Annotated in this window: 12 protein-coding genes; 9 read left to right on the plus strand and 3 right to left on the minus strand. The window is 55.2% G+C overall.

Annotation, left to right across the window (positions count from 1 at the left end):
- Nucleotides 1-27 precede the first annotated feature (27 nt).
- Both ABID47_RS15705 and ABID47_RS15710 read left to right on the plus strand, forming a co-directional pair.
- Complete coding sequence (locus ABID47_RS15705) at nucleotides 28-1,422, plus strand: MATE family efflux transporter (protein ID WP_354498016.1); 1,395 nt, start codon at nucleotides 28-30, stop codon at nucleotides 1,420-1,422.
- Between the two features lie 55 nt (nucleotides 1,423-1,477).
- Nucleotides 1,478-2,377: an NAD(P)/FAD-dependent oxidoreductase gene (locus ABID47_RS15710; protein WP_354498018.1), complete on the plus strand. Its 900-nt coding sequence runs from the start codon at nucleotides 1,478-1,480 to the stop codon at nucleotides 2,375-2,377.
- Nucleotides 2,378-2,483: 106 nt separating this feature from the next.
- Here the strand turns inward: ABID47_RS15710 and ABID47_RS15715 are convergent, their stop codons facing one another.
- Nucleotides 2,484-3,182 (minus strand): hypothetical protein, encoded by a 699-nt coding sequence (locus ABID47_RS15715; protein WP_354498020.1) that lies wholly within the window; start codon nucleotides 3,180-3,182, stop codon nucleotides 2,484-2,486.
- 247 nt (nucleotides 3,183-3,429) lie between these two features.
- Here ABID47_RS15715 and ABID47_RS15720 point away from each other — a divergent pair, with 247 nt between their 5' ends.
- The 7 genes from ABID47_RS15720 (at nucleotide 3,430) to cysI (ending at nucleotide 17,498) form a co-directional block, all read left to right on the plus strand.
- Complete coding sequence (locus ABID47_RS15720; protein WP_354498022.1) at nucleotides 3,430-5,961, plus strand: GH39 family glycosyl hydrolase; 2,532 nt, start codon at nucleotides 3,430-3,432, stop codon at nucleotides 5,959-5,961.
- A gap of 172 nt (nucleotides 5,962-6,133) precedes the next feature.
- Nucleotides 6,134-7,432, plus strand: coding sequence for an MFS transporter (locus tag ABID47_RS15725; RefSeq protein WP_354498024.1), 1,299 nt, complete (start codon nucleotides 6,134-6,136; stop codon nucleotides 7,430-7,432).
- On the plus strand, nucleotides 7,429-9,729 hold the full coding sequence (locus ABID47_RS15730) for a beta-glucosidase (RefSeq protein ID WP_354498026.1): 2,301 nt from the start codon (nucleotides 7,429-7,431) through the stop codon (nucleotides 9,727-9,729). Before ABID47_RS15725 ends, ABID47_RS15730 begins: the two co-directional genes overlap by 4 nt.
- Nucleotides 9,730-9,758: 29 nt before the next feature.
- Nucleotides 9,759-12,029 carry a glycoside hydrolase family 3 protein gene (locus ABID47_RS15735; RefSeq protein WP_354498028.1) on the plus strand — a complete coding sequence of 757 codons (2,271 nt, stop codon included), beginning with the start codon at nucleotides 9,759-9,761 and terminating at the stop codon, nucleotides 12,027-12,029.
- A 455-nt stretch (nucleotides 12,030-12,484) separates the two neighbouring features.
- Nucleotides 12,485-13,639 (plus strand): serine hydrolase domain-containing protein, encoded by a 1,155-nt coding sequence (locus ABID47_RS15740; RefSeq protein ID WP_354498030.1) that lies wholly within the window; start codon nucleotides 12,485-12,487, stop codon nucleotides 13,637-13,639.
- A 240-nt stretch (nucleotides 13,640-13,879) separates the two neighbouring features.
- Nucleotides 13,880-15,736, plus strand: a complete 1,857-nt coding sequence (locus ABID47_RS15745; protein WP_354498032.1) for an assimilatory sulfite reductase (NADPH) flavoprotein subunit — start codon at nucleotides 13,880-13,882, stop codon at nucleotides 15,734-15,736.
- Nucleotides 15,737-15,773: 37 nt separating this feature from the next.
- Nucleotides 15,774-17,498, plus strand: a complete 1,725-nt coding sequence (gene cysI, locus ABID47_RS15750; RefSeq protein WP_354498034.1) for an assimilatory sulfite reductase (NADPH) hemoprotein subunit — start codon at nucleotides 15,774-15,776, stop codon at nucleotides 17,496-17,498.
- A gap of 109 nt (nucleotides 17,499-17,607) precedes the next feature.
- Here cysI and ABID47_RS15755 read toward each other — a convergent pair whose 3' ends face one another.
- Both ABID47_RS15755 and ABID47_RS15760 read right to left on the minus strand, forming a co-directional pair.
- Nucleotides 17,608-18,144: a phosphatase PAP2 family protein gene (locus ABID47_RS15755; RefSeq protein ID WP_354498036.1), complete on the minus strand. Its 537-nt coding sequence runs from the start codon at nucleotides 18,142-18,144 to the stop codon at nucleotides 17,608-17,610.
- Between the two features lie 72 nt (nucleotides 18,145-18,216).
- Nucleotides 18,217-18,834 (minus strand): DedA family protein, encoded by a 618-nt coding sequence (locus ABID47_RS15760; RefSeq protein ID WP_089546886.1) that lies wholly within the window; start codon nucleotides 18,832-18,834, stop codon nucleotides 18,217-18,219.
- Between the last annotated feature and the right edge of the window lie 41 nt (nucleotides 18,835-18,875).

An 18,875-nucleotide genomic window follows, 5' to 3' on the forward strand; every position in this document is an offset into this window, starting at 1 on the left:
ACACGACATATCGAAGAAGGAGAAGTCATGGGAATATGGGTGCGTGAACGGTCGTTTTACAGCATGTTTATCCGGTTAACCGTGCTGATCGGACTGCAAAATATCATTACGCTTGGCGTCAACTTGTCGGATAATCTGCTGCTTGGAGGATACAGTGAATCCGCGCTGTCCGGGGTTGCGCTTGCCAACCAGATCCAGTTTATTTTGCATATGCTGGTCATGGGCGCGGCCGAAGGGCTGGTCATCCTGTCCTCCCGAAATTGGGGCGCTAAAAATATAGACGCCATCAAACGATCCTCCAGCATTGGGATGCGGATCGCCCTGGCTGTAAGCGCGATCATGTGGGCGGTCGTTTTTTTCTTCCCGCACGGCTGCCTGTCGCTGTTTACGAACGAGCAGAACGTGATCGCTGAAGGGGCGAAGTATTTAAAGATTATTTGTTTTTCGTACATATTTTTTGCGGTGACCAACATTTTGCTGGCGGCGCTCCGCAGCGTCGAGGTCGTGCGGATCGGCTTTCTCGTTTCGCTGTCCACTTTGATCATTAATGTGTGCCTGAATTACCTGCTGATTTATGGCCACCTGGGCTTCCCCCGCCTTGGGGTGAGCGGTTCGGCCATCGCCACACTGACCGCCAGAGTGATCGAATGCGTGATCGTCCTCACCTTCGTGAAGAAGTTCGATCAGCGGATTCGCTTTAGGCTGAAAGATTTTTACAGCATCGACAAGTCTCTGTTCAAGCAGTATCTGCGAATCGGTTCGCCTGTGCTGATGGCCAACCTGCTGTGGGCCGTATCGATGGGAGCGCAGACCGCCATCCTGGGGCATATGGGTGAGGCGGCGATCGCCGCCAACAGCGTGGCAAACACCATTTTTCAGCTGGTCACGGTCATTACTTACGCATCGGCCAGCGCAACGGCGGTCATTATCGGCAAGACGATCGGGGAAGGGAATACGGGAAAGGTCATATCCTACAGCAAAACGCTGCAGCTGCTGTACTTGATCATCGGCGTGCTGACCGCGGTCCTGCTGTTTGCCGTGAAGGACGTCGTCCTCGATCTGTATGCAATATCAGAGAGCTCCAAAACGCTGGCCCTGCAGTTCATGACCATTCTGTCGGTGACGGTCGTCGGTACGGCATACCAGATGCCTGCCTTGACCGGCATTGTCCGCAGCGGAGGAGACACCAAGTTCGTCCTGTACAACGACTTCATTTTCATGTGGCTGATCGTGCTGCCGGCTTCGGCGTTGTGTGCGTTTGTGTTTGATCTGTCGCCAGTTATTACGTTTATGTGCCTCAAATGCGATCAAATCCTGAAATGCTTTGTTGCGATCGTAAAAGTGAACAGGTACCGCTGGATCCGGGTGTTCGACGAGCGGGGCGGGAAGCCGAAGGACGCCGGCGGCAATGTCGCGACCTGATGCAGGATGATCACCATCCGGCGGCGGTCTGAATGAAAGGAGCGATTCGCTTAAGATGATATGGGACTGCGCGATCATCGGCGGAGGACCCGCCGGACTGAATGCCGCGTTGGTGCTGGGGCGCTCCCGCAGGACGGCGGCGCTGATCGATAATGACCAGCCGCGAAACCGGGTCACACGGGTATCACATGGCTATCTGACGCGGGACGGCGTCAGCCCCGAACAATTCCGAAGCTTGGCATATGAGGAGATCGGGAGGTATCCTACCGTTCGCCGGTTCATGGCAACGGCTCTGGAGGTGAATGCGGCCCGCGGTGCTTTCCGCGTTATCACTTCGATGCGGGAAGAAGTGTGGGCCAGAACGCTGATTCTGGCTACCGGGCTGCACGAAACGCTGCCCCGCATTCCCGGCCTGGAGCCGCTGTATGGAAAAAGCATCTTTAATTGCGTTTATTGCGACGGCTATGAGCTGCAGGACCGGCCATTGTTTGTGCTGTCGGATCAGCCGGGACTGTATCACTTCGTCAAGACGGTTCACCATTGGAGCCGGGATTTAATCGTCCTGACAAACGGCAAGCCTGTTCTGACATCCGGGGAAAAGGAAAGGCTCCAGGTCAAGGGGTTGCCTGTTGTGGAGGAGCCGATTCATTCGTTCAGGGGAGACGGGGGGCAGTTAACGGAAGTTGTATTTCACAGCGGTGCATTCGTACCGCGAGCTGGAGGATTTATCGTACCCCATTGGTCGCAGAAGGCTCCCTTCGCGGCGCAGCTGGGCTGCCGGCCCGATGGAGCGGGCGGCATTGCCGTGGATGAACTGGGCAGAACGAGCGTGAAGGGGGTGTACGCTGCTGGCGATACCGCCCGTTTCGGGCCTTCGCAGCTGATCATTGCTGCAGGTCAGGGGAGCAAAGCCGCCATGGCAGTGAATGCGGATCTGATCGATGAGGAGTTTTGATGGGAACGATGCTCGCTGCAGAACCAAGCTCAGCATCTATAAAATCGTACATCGTATCCGTTCCACGGGCCATATTCCCGGTTTCTACTTGGGAATACGGCCTTTTTTAGTATGGATGATCCAACCGATCAAGCAATTGATCCGCCACCTTTCGCTCGTCCTCGGACAGGCTGCCGGTTTGCTTCAACTGTTCCAGTTTCCCTTTAACCTGCGCGGTATCCTGATAACTTAGTCCATAAGCCAGATGGAATACTACGGACTCGATTTGAGATGGAGTTTCCAATCCTGCGACTGCTTCAATGAACTTAACCGGTTCCCGCGTGTACAGCTCGGCCAGGATAGCGTCATAACTCTCGGTAAGCGCGCCATCCGTGCCGTTCTCCCCCCTGATGATGTTAGGATAATCTTCGGTTTCGATCTTATCCAATTGTTTATAGAGATACTCAACGGTCTCAAGCGACTTTTGGCCGCTGATCCGGTTATACGTCGTCCAATTGATCCCCGCGATTTGCCGCATCATTTGAGCCACTTTCTCCTCATCGCCAATGTCTGTCCGGGAATAGATTTCGTACAGCGCTTTTTCCGCGGAGATCTTTCCGCCTCCTTTCGGAATGACGGCCGCTTGCGGGGAACCGTCCGTCCCGGATTGACCGGCCGAATCGTCGGAAGGCTGCTGCCCGGAAGTGCTGGAGCTGCTTGGCGCAGACCCTGTAGCAACGTGATTTGAATCCGAAAAATCGGCACAGGCGCTGAGTGAGCCGCACAGTATCGCACACACGGCAAACAACGCAAATTTGTGGTTCATCCGAAATCTCAACCCTTTCTTGTTTATCTGGATACATATTCCAGACGTTATAAAGGGATAAAAGTTGCTGGGGACCGGTCGAATTAACAAATTTATACAGCGGAGGATGAGAAAATTATCGTAGAGGCATCCGTCAGAAAGGCCTTTTGACAACCCATCTTCCATAGTCAGAAACCAAGCATTACTTACGAACTATCTTCATCTGCTATAATTAGGTCTAATGATGCGTTAAGGAGGCCGCCCTAGTATGGCGAATTCAGTTTTTGAGCTGCTCGAGATCGATGACAGCCTTCCGTTTGACGTATCCCTGCACAGTGTGAATTACGTGCCCAGCCACTGGCATAACAGCGTTGAGATCATTTTTGTGCTGCGGGGAACGCTTGAGGTTTCGATTGACACGGTCAGCCATACGCTCAAGGAAGGGGATGTGCTGCTGATTAACCAGCATCATGTCCATGAAGTCATTGGGCTGGACATGAACATTATTGCCACCTACCAAATTCCAACCGCTTATTTGAAAGAACATATCGCAGGTTTTGAGGGCTTTTCCTTTGCATTTCAGGCCAGTAAGGCCGGGCCGGAATCCCGCGATGCCGTTTCCCGGCTGCGCCGGCTGCTTGCCGAGATGGTCCAGCTCAAATACAAGCAGACAGAGACGTACGAATTGGAGATGCAGGCCGCGATGCTTGGCGTTCTTTCCATCCTGGTCAAGCAGTTCAAGGTTCCGCTGTCCGAAGGCGGTATCAGTGAGCGGTACATGGACCGGATGCTGCGGATTATTACGTATATCGATAACCATTACCGCGAGCCCATCACCCTTCAGTCCATAGCGGATCGTGAGTTTCTGTCCGTGCCTTATTTATCGAAATTTTTCAGCGAAAATATCGGACTGAATTTTCAGGCTTATCTGACCAGCATTCGGTTAAAAAATGCCGTCGAGGATCTGCTGCGCCAAGAGGAAATCCCCATTGCCGACTTGGCCATGTCTCACGGTTTTCCGAACGCCAAGTCGTTCTATTCCGCGTTTAAGAACAGATACCATGTGACGCCGAACGAATATCGGAAACAGTACCGGCCGGAGCCGGGAAAGAAGAAGGAAAAATCGACTTCGAATTATATGGAGTTCAATCAATCCAGCGCACTCGGGATTATCAATCAATACCTGGAGCGGGGCGGATCGCCGGGCGACAGGGAGGTGCATTCGCTGGAAACGCTCACCCGCCAGGTGGATGCGGCCGTGAGGACCCAGGCGATATCGCATACGTGGAAAAACTTGATCACGATCGGCAAAGCCAAGGAAGGACTTCATGCCGACGTTCAGCGGCAGCTCCGTTACGTTCAGGAGCGGTGTCCGTTTCGCTTTTTGCGTTTTCACGGCATTTTTGATGACGGCATGATGGTTTACAACGAGAGGGAGGACGGGCAGCCCGCCTACAATTTCCGGCTCGTCGACCAATTATTTGATTTTCTGCTCTCCATTCATCTGAAGCCGTTTGTTGAGCTGGGGTTTATGCCGTCCGCGCTCGCGGCGGATCCGGAGAAAGGGCTCTATTTTCGCAGAAGCTATACAAGCCCGCCAAAGTCACTCGACACCTGGTGCGAGCTCATTGACCGCTTTATCCGGCACTGCATGAACCGGTACGGTCCGGCAGAGGTCGAGAGCTGGATGTTCGAATTTTGGAATGAGCCGGAGCTCGAGGTGTACTGGCCGGGAACGGATGAGGAGTACTTCGAGTTGTATTCAAGAACTTTCCATACGATGAAGAACATTTCGCGGAATCTGCGGATCGGGGCGCCAGGGCGGATTATAACGCTTCGCTCCAACTTGTTCAGCGAGCGGTTTTTTGCCTTTTGCCGGGAGCGGGATTGCCTGCCCGATTTTATCCCGTGCCATTTCTATCCGCATGAAAATCTCGAGGGCTTCTTCGAGCCGGATGAAGAACAAAGCGAGCTGCGCAAACTGGAGCCGTACCGCATCCTGCTGGAGGAGTTTCGGGGCATTTCGCCGAACCCGGATTATTTACGGGACATGCTGACCCGGGAGAAGCAGCTTCTTGAAAAGGAAGGCCTGTCGGACCGCGAGATATACCTGACAGAATTCAATTCCACGGCATTTCACAGGGAGCTGACCAACGATACGCTGTACAAGGCGGCATACATCGCGAAAAATGTGATCGATAATCTCGACCGGATTCAGGGCTTCGGCTACTGGGTGCTCAGCGACAATATCGAAGAAACGTCGGCATCCCCTGCGTTGTTCCACGGCGGGCTGGGTCTGATCGCCCAATACGGGATTCCGAAGCCGGCTATGTATGCCTACGAGCTGCTGGCCAAGCTGGGGGATCAGCTTATTGAACGGGGCGAAGGGTATATTGTGACCAAGAGCGCGAATGCCTATCAGATTCTGTGCTACAATTACTGCCATTTTGATGACCTGTATGCCCTGGGGGATACTTCGTTCGTAACACCGACCAGCCGGTACAGCGGGTTCAAAAACGAGAGAACCGTCAAGCTGGAATTCCAGCTGGATGGAATAGACAGCGGCAGGTATAAAATCGTCCGCCGATCCTTGAACCGGTCGAGCGGGAGCAGCTTTGACGTGTGGGTGGAAATGGGTGCACCGACTATCATGACCGGGGAGGATCTGCATTACATCAAGCAGAGATCAGAGCCCAGCCGCCATATCACCCACGTCGATGTGGAGAACCGCCATATGACCTGTACATTTACCATGGAACCGCACGCTGTCGAGCTCGTCGAGCTGATTCCGGTCATTTAACGCGGTGGTTATGTCAATTTTTAACCTGAATTTTCGTGGTGTGAAGTGAAACGCTTACAAACGAATTAAAAATGGCCATAAAAGACTGCAAACCGCCGCCTCTCCTGAGCTGGGCGGTTTGTTTTATAATTGGTTTGTAAACGTTTTCAACCAATGAGGAGGTCAACCCATTATGGCTAAAGCAAAAATTATCGGTCAAACGATCACGCCATTCAAACGGCTCACTTTCGGTATCATGTTCGGATATGCCTGCATGATGCTGGCTCTCATGACACCTGCAACGCTTCTATTAACTTTTAAAATGGTCGAAATCGATCCGAACGGCTATACCTCCTCCTACGGTTTGGTATCCGGGATTGGCGCCTTCTTTGCCCTGATCGGCAACCCGCTCGGCGGAGCGATCAGCGACCGGACCAACATCTCCTTCGGCCGCCGGCGCACATGGATTCTGCTCGGCCCGCTGTTTGGCTGTGCCGCACTGCTGTGGGTCGGAATGTCCACGCAGATCTGGCAGATCATTATCGGCTGGGCGATCGCCCAATTGTTCTACAACTTCGGCATGGCCGCGTACACAGCGCTGATTCCCGATCAGGTGAAGGAAGAGAAGCAAGGAACGATCTCCGGGCTGCTGGGTACCGTGTTACCGGTAGCTATGGCGCTGGGCATGGTGCTGATGACGGCCATGACGGACGCCTCCTCGACGACGAAATGGAGCCTGCTTGCGGCGATCGGGATCGTGGGGCCTATCATCAGCCTGTTTATTATCCAGGACGGAAAAGTGCAGATCGAACATATGGCACAGGAAAAGATGACGCTTGGCGAAAAGCTGAGCAGAGTCTACCCAAACCCGCGAAAATTTCCGGCGTTCAGCTGGGCGGTCGTGTCCAAGTTTCTGTTAATGATGGGGTACTGCAGCAGCTTGTACCTGACCGTTATGCTGGTTAACCGCATGGGCTATAGTGAAAGCGCTGCAACCGCAGCCGTGGCTACCATCAACATCGTGTCCATGGTGGCGATGGCGGTCACGAGTATTTTTGGCGGGGTCTTATCCGATAAGTTCCGTAAGCAAAAGCCGTTCCTGTATATCTCGGCACTCATTATTATTGCAGCCATTCTCATCTATGCCTTTATCGCGCATAACACGGCATTTATCGTAGCATCCGCCGTGATGGGACTCGGGTTCGGCTGTTTCACAGCGGTCGATATGGCGCTGGTTTCGCGAATCCTTCCGAACAAGGAAGACGCGGCCAAAGACTTTGGCATTATGAACGTAGCCAACGCGCTGCCGCAGTCGATCGTGCCGGCCATCGCACCGCTGCTGCTGAACATCGGAGGCTGGTCCTTCTTTTATATCGTGCTTGCGGTCTGCGTCGTGGCCGGGGTAGCCGCGCTCAAGCCGCTGCCTGAAGTCGGGGAGCACGCCGGTGAAAGTAATCCAACGAATCTGGAAATGGGGAGAAGCGTATCATGAAACGTAATCTGACAGACATCATCTCTCAAATGACCTTAGAAGAAAAAGCCAGCTTATGCTCGGGGCTGAATATGTGGCAGACCAAACCGGTTGAGCGCCTCGGCATTCCGTCCATTGTGATGACGGACGGTCCGCACGGCCTGCGCAAGCAGGCCAACCCCGGGGACATGTCGAGCAAGACGGTGCCGGCTACCTGCTTCCCAAGCGGAGCGGGTCTGGCCTCTTCCTGGGACCGCGAGCTGATCCGCGAGGTCGGCGCCGCGATCGGCGAGGAGTGCCAGCAGGAGGACGTGCAAATTATCCTCGGGCCTGCGGTCAATATTAAGCGGTCACCGCTATGCGGCAGAAACTTCGAATATTTCTCAGAAGATCCGTTTCTGTCCTCGGAAATGGGTGCGAGCCATGTGAAAGGCGTCCAAAGCCAAGGCGTCGGAACGTCGGTGAAGCATTTTGCGGCCAACAATCAGGAGACACTGCGCAATTCGATTAACGCTGTGGTCGACGAGCGGACGCTGAACGAAATTTACCTGCGCAGCTTTGAGGGCCCTATTATCGAAGGTGATGCCTGGACCGTGATGTGCGCCTATAACCAGGTGAACGGCGATTACTGCTCGGAGAACGATTACCTTCTGAACCAGGTGCTGAAGCAACGATGGGGCCACGGCGGATTGGTCATGACCGATTGGGGCGCCATCAACGAACGGGTGAAGGGACTAAAGGCCGGACTGGAGCTGGAAATGCCTTATGTTGGTCCGGAGCATGACCGGATGATTGTGGAGGCAGTTCAATCCGGAGAACTGGAAGAGGCCGTGCTGGATGAGGCGGTTCGCCGTCTGCTCACTGTCATATTTAAAGGATACGACGGTAAAAAGGAAGGCTTCACCTACGATGCGGAAGTCCATCACCAACTGGCCCGGCGCGCGGCCGCGGACTGTATGGTTCTCTTAAAGAATGAGGGAAGCCTGCTTCCGCTGAAGCCGGAGCAATCGGTCGCCGTCATCGGCGCATTCGCCAAGCATCCGCGATACCAGGGCGGCGGCAGCTCGCACATTACTCCGACCCGGATGGACGCTCCGTTCGATGCAATTGCGGGAATGTCTGCTGACTGTGCGTTTGCCCCGGGCTATCTGCTCAAAGGCGGCGAGGCCGACGACAGCTTGATCGAAGAAGCTGTGAAGCTGGCGCAAAGCAAAGACGTGGCCGTCATCTTTGCCGGCCTGCCGGATTCGTTCGAATCCGAAGGCGTAGACCGCACACGGCTGGATATGCCTTCCTCGCACATCCGCCTGATCGAGGCGGTCGCGGCGGCGCAGCCCAACACGGTTGTCGTACTGTCCAACGGATCGCCGGTGACGATGCCTTGGCTTCCGCAAGTCCAAGCGGTGCTGGAAGGCTATCTGGGCGGGCAGGCGACGGGAAGCGCAGCGGCCGACGTGCTGTACGGGAAGGTGAACCCAAGCGGCAAGCTGGCAGAGACGTTTCCCGTTCGGCTGGAACAGACGCCGGCGTTCCTGAATTTCCCGGGGGGCAAGAGCGAAGTGACGTACGGGGAAGGCTTGTTCGTAGGCTACCGGTATTATGAAGCGAAAAAAGAGGAGCCGCTTTTCCCGTTCGGTTACGGTCTTAGTTACACAACCTTTGCTTATGAGGATATCCGGGCTGACCGAACGTCTATGAAGGATACCGACACTGTCAACGTGTCTGTTACCGTTCGCAACACCGGTACGGTGGCGGGCAAGGAAATCGTGCAGCTGTACGTCAAGCCGCTGGAGAGCCATGTCGTCAGACCGGTCAAGGAGCTGAAGGGGTTTGCCAAAGTTCATCTGCAGCCGGGTGAAGCGAAGACGGTCCATTTTGTGCTGGATCAACGGGCTTTTGCCTACTTCAATACCGATATTCATGACTGGTTTGCCGAATCCGGCGCTTACGACATCGTTGCAGGTCCATCATCGGCGGATACGCCCCTGTCCGTCACCCTGAGCCTGGAATCGACCGGGATTCCATTCCGCAAAGTGGGGCGCAACACCAAGTTCTACGAGCTGATGGCCATTCCCGAAACGGCTGCGTTTGCCAAAGAAGCGATGGAGGGCAGCCTGGAGCGACTGAAACAGATGGGAGCTATGTTTGCAGAGAGCATGGGCGACGACGGAATCGCCGAGCTGTTCGAGGCCGTGGTGAAGTGGCGGAAGTATGACGCCCTGCGCTCGCTGTCCGGTATGATGGGCGGGGGAACGTCGGAAGCGGATTTATCGAAAATCATCGACGATCTGAACACCAAGCTGAAACTGAATTCGTAATTCCGATGATGGAGTGGAGGAAAGAGAACATGTCGAATATAAAAGCTGCGCTAAATATAGAAGAAATTCGTTATGTGAACAATCCCGATGGGCCGACGCTGGGCTATTCGGCTGCCTCGGGCGTAAAGATCCTGGAACAGGACGGCCTTTATTTCAAGGACCTGAGCAGGGACGGCCAACTGGATCCTTATGAGGATTGGAGGCTGTCGCCTGTAGAGCGGGCGAAAGATCTGGCGTCCAAGATGACGACCGAGCAAATAGCCGGTCTGATGCTGTACAGCCGGCATCAGGCGGTGCCTGCGGCGAGCGGAGGCTGGTTCTCCGCAACCTACGGAGGCAAATCCTTTGAAGAGAGCGGCGTCAAGCCATGGGAGCTGACCGATGAACAGCTTCATTTTCTGGCACAGGATCACGTGCGGCATATTCTGGTCACCACTGTGGAGAGCCCGGAGACCGCTGCCAAGTGGAACAATCGGGTGCAGGCGTTTGCCGAAGGACATGGCCTCGGCATCCCGGCCAACAACAGCTCCGATCCGCGGCACGGCTCCGATTCCAGTTCGGAATTTAACGCAGGCTCCGGCGGCGCCATCTCCATGTGGCCGGAAACCTTGGGCCTGGCGGCGACCTTCGAACCGGAGGTGACGCGGAGATTCGGGGAGATTGCCTCGAAGGAATACCGGGCATTAGGTTTGTCGACGGCGTTGTCCCCGCAGATCGATATCGCCACCGACCCGCGCTGGTTCCGCTTCAACGGAACGTTCGGGGAAGATTCGGCACTGGCGGCCGATATGGCCCGGGCGTACGTCGACGGCTTTCAGACTTCGGAGGGAGAACGCGAAATTCTGGAAGGCTGGGGCTATGACAGCGTCAACGCCATGGTGAAGCATTGGCCGGGGGGCGGATCCGGTGAAGGCGGCAGAGACGCCCATTTCGGCTGCGGCAAGTATGCGGTCTATCCCGGGAATAATTTCGGCGAGCATCTGATCCCGTTTACAGAAGGCGCCTTCAAGCTGTCCGGGAAGACGGGCAAAGCCTCGGCCGTCATGCCGTATTACACCATTTCCACGAACCAGGATACCGTGAACGGCGAAAATGTAGGCAATTCCTATAACGCCTGGTTGATCGGAGATCTTCTGCGCGATCAGTACGGATACGATGGCGTTGTGTGCACCGATTGGATGATTACGGCCGACGAGTCCCCTGCCAAGGATTCTTTCCTCAGCGGCAAGCCGTGGGGCGTGGAGGAACTGACCGTCGGTGAACGGCATTACAAGCTGCTGATGGCCGGGGTGGACCAGTTCGGCGGCAACAACGAAATCGGACCGGTGCTGGAAGCCTACGAAATCGGGGTGCGCGAGCACGGAGAAGACTGGATGCGGCAGCGGTTCGAGCAGTCCGCCGTCCGGCTTCTGGTCAATATGTTCCGGCTCGGATTGTTCGAGAATCCGTATCTTGACCCGGATACGAGCGCCCGAGTTGTCGGAAACGCCGAATTTATGCGCGAGGGGTATGAGGCCCAGCTGAAGTCTGTGGTGCTGCTGAAAAATAAAAATGCGGTGCTGCCGCTGAAGGCCGGGAAAAAGGTATATATTCCGAAGCGCTATACGCCGGCCGGAACCGACTGGTTTGGCAACCAAACCCCGGAGAAGCTGGAGTATCCGGTCAGTCTGGAGCTGGTATCCAGATATTTTACGGTGACGGATCAACCGGATGAGGCGGACTTTGGCCTGGTCTTCATCGCCTCCCCGAAATCGGGCTTCGGTTACAGCCAGGAGGACGCGGAGCAGGGAGGGAACGGGTATGTACCGATCAGCCTGCAGTACCGGACTTATACAGCCAAGCATGCACGGGAAGTGAGCCTGGCTGGCGATCCGCGTCCGGAAGACGTGCTGAATCGTTCTTATCAGGGGAAAAGCGTTACGCCTCAAAATACGACAGATCTGGACGCGGTGCTGGACACCCGGAAGGCGATGAAAGGCAAGCCGGTCATCGTGTCGATGCTGCTCTCGAATCCAGCGGTGGTAAACGAATTCGAGTCCGAAGCGGATGCGATTGTAGCCGATTTTGGCGTTCAGGCGCAGGTGATCATGGAGATCCTGACTGGCAGTGCTGAGCCTTCGGGTCTGCTGCCGATGCAGATGCCGGCCCATATGCGTACGGTTGAGGAGCAGCTTGAGGATGTGGCTCACGATATGGAATGCCATGTGGACACTGATGGCAACACGTACGGTTTTGGCTTTGGTTTGAATTGGGGCGGCGTTATCGAAGACGAGCGCACGCGGAAATACCGGAAGCGTTGAACATTGAGAGGGATCGTCAACAAATATAATAGTAGAATCCCTCTCGCAAAAAGAATAGATATCACGAAAAGCACACAATAGCTAAGGATCGCCCGCTGATAAAGCGGGCCTTTTTTTCGGACCTTCAACGCGATCGTCCGTTGGCACAGAGGCACCCCGCAATAGTTGCTTAATTAGACTCTGGTGTATGCTTTCCGTGTCTTTATAAAGTTTAGCTATATTTATTTTTGGCGTTGAGGCGGCCGGAATTCTCTGCTACAATTCCAAGCAGAAAGGCGGTCGATCTCGATGGCAAATCAATTTGCCAGTATGCCAAGCGGCTCATGCAAAGCCTATTCATAGGGCGAACCTTTGCATGGGCGGACGATCAGTTTAACAGTTCGCCCTCAGGACGTTTTATTGGATGGGCTTTGCACCTTATTTTTTCATTTTAAATAATAAGGGAGTTGAATGCATTGACCAATCCATGGATAAACAAACGTCAGCATCTCATCAATCTTCAAACACAGGTCCAGCGGCTGCTGGATGAACTTGCGAAAGACGATATCGGTGCAGGATTCCAAGCCGTAGCCTACTGGCATGGTGAACTGGTGGTGAATGCTTTTTCAGGCAGCGCCGATGCCTTAGGACAAAACCCCGTCCATCCGGATACGCTCTTCGTGATGCAGTCCTGCTCCAAAGGTGTGATTTCAACGGCGATTCATATTCTCGCCGAGCAGGGCAAGCTGGCGTATGATGAGCGGATTTCTCATTACTGGCCCGAGTTCGGGGCGAATGGGAAGGAACAGATTACGCTCCGCCAGGTCCTGACTCATACGGCAGGAGTTCCTTTGATGCCTGCGCACGCGGATATGCAGCTGGTGACCAACTGGCAGGCGATGGTGCACGAGATGGAACAGTTACAACCTATCTGGGAACCTGGCACCAAGGCAGGTTATCACGGCTTGACCTTTGGATGGATTCTAGGGGAAACGGCCGCCAGAGCGGATGGCCGGGCGATTGGCCAGATCATTCAGGACGAGATCTGCAAGCCATTAGGAATGGAGAGGGATCTGTATTTAGGTGCTCCGGCGGAAGCGGAAACCCGGATCGCCGAAATTAGCGGCGAAGCCGTACCTATCGCTTCCATGCCTGATGACATGCTGTTCAAGAGGGTGCTGCCTCCGGCTCTGGTTCCGGTTGCCAATCCGGAGTGGAACTCGGCTTGCTTCCATTCGGCAGCCGTACCAGCCGTCAATGCCGTTGCGAATGCTCAGGCGTTGGCGCGCATGTATGCTTCACTGATTGGCGAGGGCGTGGACGGCAGACGCCTGCTCAAGCCGGCCACCATAACCGAGGCAGCACAGCTGCAATTTGAAGGGACCGACGAAGTTGCGCTCGCTCCCGTTCGGTTGGGGCTGGGCTACTCGCTTAGCCAAGACGGTGATGCCATGGGCGGCAGCCGAGGGGCTTTCGGTTATGCCGGATTGGGCGGCATGATCGGATACGCCGATCCGTCGAACAGCCTTACCGTGGCGGTGCTGTGCAACCGGATGAAGGTTGGGCGGGGAGACCGGTCTCCGGATCGGCTGGTAACGGATCTGATCCGCGAGAAACTTTGTCATACGTAAATTGAATTTTATTCCTTCGTTTGGAGGGCCCGGCTTGTTTCACGGTCGGGCCTTTTATATCATCTAACAGCGGTTTCAAGAGGAATAATCGGCACGAAGCCACTTTATCAGCAAAGCTGATAAAACCTATAAGATCATTCTAATTGACCGTTCCCCCCTGCTGTGATAGGTTCAAGAGAGAAAATATGAGTAATCTACTAGGAATTATCACTAATGCATGCTACGCGAGGTGGATATTTGTTGGAACTTCAAGTAACGAACAGCCCTTTTAACCAAGAGCAGGTCGAGCTGCTCAACCGTCTGCTGCCCACATTAACCGATGCCCAGCGCATCTGGTTGAGCGGATATATCGCAGCGGCCGCCGTAACGGGTAGCGCAGTGCTGGGAACCGCCCCTATTGCGGCTGCCGCAAATGCGCCGGCTGCGTCTCCGGTAAGCACGGCACCGGCTGCACCGAAAGAGGTTACCGTCCTGTACGGGTCGCAGACCGGCAATTGCGGGTCTCTGGCCAAGAAGGTGACCAAGAGACTGCAGGATCAGGGCTTTGAGGTCAAGCTTTCTTCGATGAGCGATTTTAAACCGAACGGATTGAAAAAGGTGGAAAACCTGCTGATTCTGGTCAGCACGCATGGCGAAGGGGATCCGCCGGACAACGCCATTTCTTTTTATGAGTTTCTGCACAGCAAGCGGGCGCCGCAGCTTGAAGGCATGCCGTTCTCTGTACTGGCGCTTGGAGACACCTCCTATGAGTTCTTCTGCCAGACAGGCAAGGATTTTGACAAGCGGCTGGAAGAACTGGGCGGCAAGCGGCTCGTTCCGCGCGTCGATTGCGACGTGGACTTCGACGAACCGGCGGCGGAATGGATCAACAGCGTAGCCAGTGCGTTTGCCGAGCTTGCCGGAGCAGGAGCCGGAGCTGCACCGCAGGCCGTGCCTGTCACGGCAGATTCGCTGCTCGCATCCGCGGAATCGGAATATTCCAGAACCAATCCGTTCCAGGCCGAGGTTCTGGAGAATATCAACCTGAACGGCCGCGGTTCCGACCGCGAAACCCGGCACTTGGAAATTTCGCTGGAGGGATCGAATCTGGAGTATGAACCCGGAGACAGTCTGGGCATCTATCCGGAAAACCATCCGCGGCTTGTCGACGAATTGATCGAGGCGATGGGCTGGTCCGGCGAAGAATCCGTTCCGGTTAACAAAAACGGCGATGAGGCTACGCTGCGCGAGGCGCTGCTCCACCATTATGAAATCACGGTGCTCACCAAGCCTTTGCTGGAAAAGACAGCCGCGCTCATTTCTAACGGTGCTTTGAACGAACTGCTCGCATCGGGTCATGATGAGCTGAGAGCCTACATCGAGGAACGTGATTTGCTCGATCTGGTGCAGGATTATTCCCTGAAGGGCATCCCGGCCAGGGAATTCGTAGCCATTTTGCGCAAAATTCCGGCCCGTCTGTATTCGATCGCCAGCAGCCTGAAGGCGTCGCCGGACGAGGTGCATGTAACGGTCCGAACCGTCCGCTACGAGAACCGCGGAAGAGAGCGGTACGGCGTCTGCTCCGTACAGTTGGCTGAACGAAGCGAACCCGGATCGGCTTTGCCGGTCTATATCCAGCATAATCCGAACTTTAAGCTTCCGCAAAATCCGGATACCCCGATCATCATGATCGGCCCGGGCACAGGCGTCGCTCCATTCCGCGCATTTTTGAGCGAGCGGGAAGAGACCGGAGCCGAAGGCAAGAGCTGGCTGTTTTACGGCGACCAGCACTTCGCGACCGACTTCCTGTACCAGATCGAATGGCAGCGCTGGCTCAAGGACGGCGTCCTGACGCGCATGGACGTGGCATTCTCGCGCGATTCTGATCAGAAGGTTTACGTCCAGCACCGCATGCTGGAGAAGAGCCGGGAACTGTATCAGTGGCTGCAGGAAGGCGCTGTGGTATATGTGTGCGGCGACGAGAAACGAATGGCCCATGACGTCCATTCCACGCTGATTACGATCCTTGAACAGGAAGGCGGTCTCAGTCCTGAGGAAGCTGCCGAATATATGATTCGCATGCAGCAGGAGAAACGTTACCAGCGGGATGTCTATTAAGCGCATCCTATAGGCAAGCGAGAAGGAGAGAGCAAACATGTCTGATAACAATTTGATGTCACCAAACAGCGCGCCCCACAGCGATGTGGAGGATATCAAACGCAGAAGCAACTATTTGCGGGGAAGCCTGGTGGATACGCTGAAGGATCCGATCACCGGGTCGATCCCCGAAGACGATAACCGGCTGATGAAGCATCACGGCAGCTACATGCAGGATGACCGGGACCTGCGCAACGAACGGCAGAAGCAGAAGCTTGAGCCGGCTTACCAGTTTATGCTCCGGGTGCGCGCGTCGGGCGGCGTGGTTACCCCGCAGCAGTGGCTGATGATGGACCGGATTTCCCAGAAGTACGGGAACGGGACGATCCGCCTGACGACACGCCAGTCGTTTCAGTTGCACGGGGTGCTGAAGTGGAACCTCAAGAATACGATCCGCGAGGTGAACGAATCGCTGCTCAGCACGCTGGCCGCCTGCGGCGACGTGAACCGGAACGTCATGTGCAATCCGAATCCGTACGAGTCGGAGATTCATTCGGAAGTGTACGACTGGGCCCGTAAGCTGAGTGCCCATTTGGATCCGCGGAGCCGGGCCTATTATGAGATCTGGCTTGACGAAGAAAAGGTGGTGGACAGCCACGATCATGACGTGGAACAGGAGCCGATCTACGGTCCGGTATACCTGCCGCGTAAGTTCAAGATCGGCATGGCGATCCCGCCTTCCAACGATGTCGACGTATTTTCGCAGGACCTCGGGTTGATCGCCATTGTAGAGGACGGACGTCTGGCCGGATTCAACGTTTCGGTTGGCGGCGGCATGGGGATGACACACGGCGATCCGGCCACGTACCCGCAGGTAGGGCAGGTCATCGGATTCTGCACGCCGGAGCAGGTGATTGATCTGGCAGAGAAAACCGTGACGATCCAACGCGACTACGGCGACCGTTCCGTGCGGAAACATGCGCGCTTCAAGTATACGATTGACGACCGCGGCATCGACTGGTTTATCCAGGAGCTGACCGCGCGTCTCGGTTGGGAGCTGGAACCGGCAAGACCGTTCCATTTCGATAGCAACGGCGACCGGTACGGCTGGGTCAAAGGCAGCAACGGTAAGTGGCATTTGACCCTCTTTATCCAGAACGGACGGATTAAAGATGAAGAAGGGTATGAGCTGATGACCGGCTTGCGCGAAATCGCCAAGGTTCATACGGGGGATTTCCGGCTGACACCGAACCAGAATCTGATCATCGGCAGCGTGAGCAGCCAGAAAAAGAAGAAGATCACCGAATTGGTGCAGCAGTACGGTCTGACCGACGGCATCCATTATTCGGCGCTGCGCCGTAATTCGATGGCGTGCGTGGCCCTGCCGACCTGCGGTCTGGCAATGGCTGAATCCGAACGCTACCTTCCAACGCTGCTCGGCAAAATCGAGCCGATCCTGGAGGAAGCGGGGCTCCGTGAAGAAGAAATCGTCATCCGGATGACAGGCTGCCCGAACGGCTGCGCAAGACCGGCCCTGGCGGAAATCGCCTTTATCGGCAAGGCGCCGGGCAAATACAACATGTACCTCGGCGGCGGATTTGCCGGAGAACGGCTCAACAAGCTCTACAAGGAAAATATCGGCGAGGCCGAAATTTTGGATTCCCTGAAGCAGATTATATTCCATTATGCCAAGGAACGCCGGGACGGCGAGCATTTCGGCGATTTTACCATCCGCGCCGGTTATGTGAAGGAAGTCCGCTCGGGACAATTCTTCCACGCCTGATGGCATAAGCAGCCGAATCGGCAGTGGCTCGGTACGCCGCGGGCGGTCATAACGGCAGCGCAAAAAAGTGCAGTCCCCAGCGGACTGCACTTTTTTGCTGTATATAAACTCATAGATTGATCACGGCGACAGTGAGCACTGCCGTCATGCTGCCGACGAAGCTGCCGACCAGGCAGTCCGAAGGGTAGTGCAGTCCGAGATAAATCCGGGAAATACAGACGATGAGTGCCATAACAAGCAGCAGGACGGCGACCCAAGAGCCCATAAACAGAAACGGCGTAATGATGGAAAAGATGGCCGTCGAATGCCCGGATGGGAACGAGGGGTCCTTCAGCGGGTTTTTGCCAACCCTAACGCCTTCGAGGGCGAGGTAGGGGCGAATCCGCTGGACCTTGCGTTTAATCAGGGTTGTAATCAAAAAGCTGATGGCCAGCGCGGCAAAGCTCTGCAGACTCGTCGTCCGCCACGGCTCGGGAGCAAACAACGCTACCGACAGCGTCAGGGTGATCGTAAACAGCGCGCCGCCCAGGTGAGTCAGCATGCGCAGCATAGCATGGAGCATGGTCGGATTCTGAGTGCGGTTAATCCAGTGGAATACGCGCCGGTCCCAGCCGTGCGCCTGCTCCATATAACGGGTGATGATCATGCATCGGTCCTCCTCAAAAATGTGTTTTTTGCATCGAATGGTCGTCAGCTTCCGAAGCTGAACCCTATTGCCTCATTGCCTCGAATGAACCTTGGTACGCTTGCGCCATTTCAGGTAAACGTAAACGGCCAGAATGGCGAACACGGCGGCCACGACGTATTTCAAAAAATGCTCCGTCCAGGTCAAGACCAGCTGCCACTGATTGCCGAAAATGTAACCGATCCCGACAAAGACGGTAACCCAGAGCGCGGATCCCGTGTAGGCGTACAAGGCGAAGGTGCGATAAGGGACGCGGATGATCCCTGTAAAGTAGCCGATAAACTGCCTGACTCCCGGAATGAAATAACTGAACAGCAGCAGCTTGTTGCCGTATTTGTGATATACCCTGGCGGTCTTTTCCACATGCTCCGGTTTGAGAAACAGCCATTTCCCGTAGCGCTCAATCAGCGGCTGACCCAGCTTGTACCCTAGCACGTAAGTAACCGTCAGCCCGACGATGGAGCCGAGGTAGGCGGCACCTAGAGCCGGAAGCAGGTCCAGTACGCCTTTATAAGACAAATACCCGGTGTAGGTAAGCGTCGTATTGCCTGGCGGGATCGGCAAGGCGATGGCATCTAGCGGAAGTCCGAGAAGCAGGACCCAATATCCGTACTGTCCGAACAGCCGCTCGATATATCCCAGCACATCCATAAGAATCTCCTTATCGTGATTGTAGTTGTGCTTTCCATTTT

Origin of the sequence: Paenibacillus favisporus, from assembly GCF_040545415.1 — a bacterium.
GTDB classification, from domain to species: Bacteria; Bacillota; Bacilli; order Paenibacillales; family Paenibacillaceae; genus Paenibacillus_AQ; species Paenibacillus_AQ favisporus.

What these genes read in the sequence shown, in the direction of transcription:
- ABID47_RS15705 (WP_354498016.1), top strand. Translation starts at nt 28, where the DNA reads ATGGGAATATGGGTGCGTGAACGGTCGTTTTACAGCATGTTTATCCGG.
- ABID47_RS15725 (WP_354498024.1), top strand. Translation starts at nt 6,134, where the DNA reads ATGGCTAAAGCAAAAATTATCGGTCAAACGATCACGCCATTCAAACGG.
- ABID47_RS15730 (WP_354498026.1), top strand. Translation starts at nt 7,429, where the DNA reads ATGAAACGTAATCTGACAGACATCATCTCTCAAATGACCTTAGAAGAA.
- ABID47_RS15735 (WP_354498028.1), top strand. Translation starts at nt 9,759, where the DNA reads ATGTCGAATATAAAAGCTGCGCTAAATATAGAAGAAATTCGTTATGTG.
- cysI (WP_354498034.1), top strand. Translation starts at nt 15,774, where the DNA reads ATGTCTGATAACAATTTGATGTCACCAAACAGCGCGCCCCACAGCGAT.
- ABID47_RS15715 (WP_354498020.1), bottom strand. Translation starts at nt 3,182, where the DNA reads ATGAACCACAAATTTGCGTTGTTTGCCGTGTGTGCGATACTGTGCGGC.
- ABID47_RS15760 (WP_089546886.1), bottom strand. Translation starts at nt 18,834, where the DNA reads ATGGATGTGCTGGGATATATCGAGCGGCTGTTCGGACAGTACGGATAT.
- ABID47_RS15755 (WP_354498036.1), bottom strand. Translation starts at nt 18,144, where the DNA reads ATGATCATCACCCGTTATATGGAGCAGGCGCACGGCTGGGACCGGCGC.
- ABID47_RS15720 (WP_354498022.1), top strand. Translation starts at nt 3,430, where the DNA reads ATGGCGAATTCAGTTTTTGAGCTGCTCGAGATCGATGACAGCCTTCCG.
- ABID47_RS15710 (WP_354498018.1), top strand. Translation starts at nt 1,478, where the DNA reads ATGATATGGGACTGCGCGATCATCGGCGGAGGACCCGCCGGACTGAAT.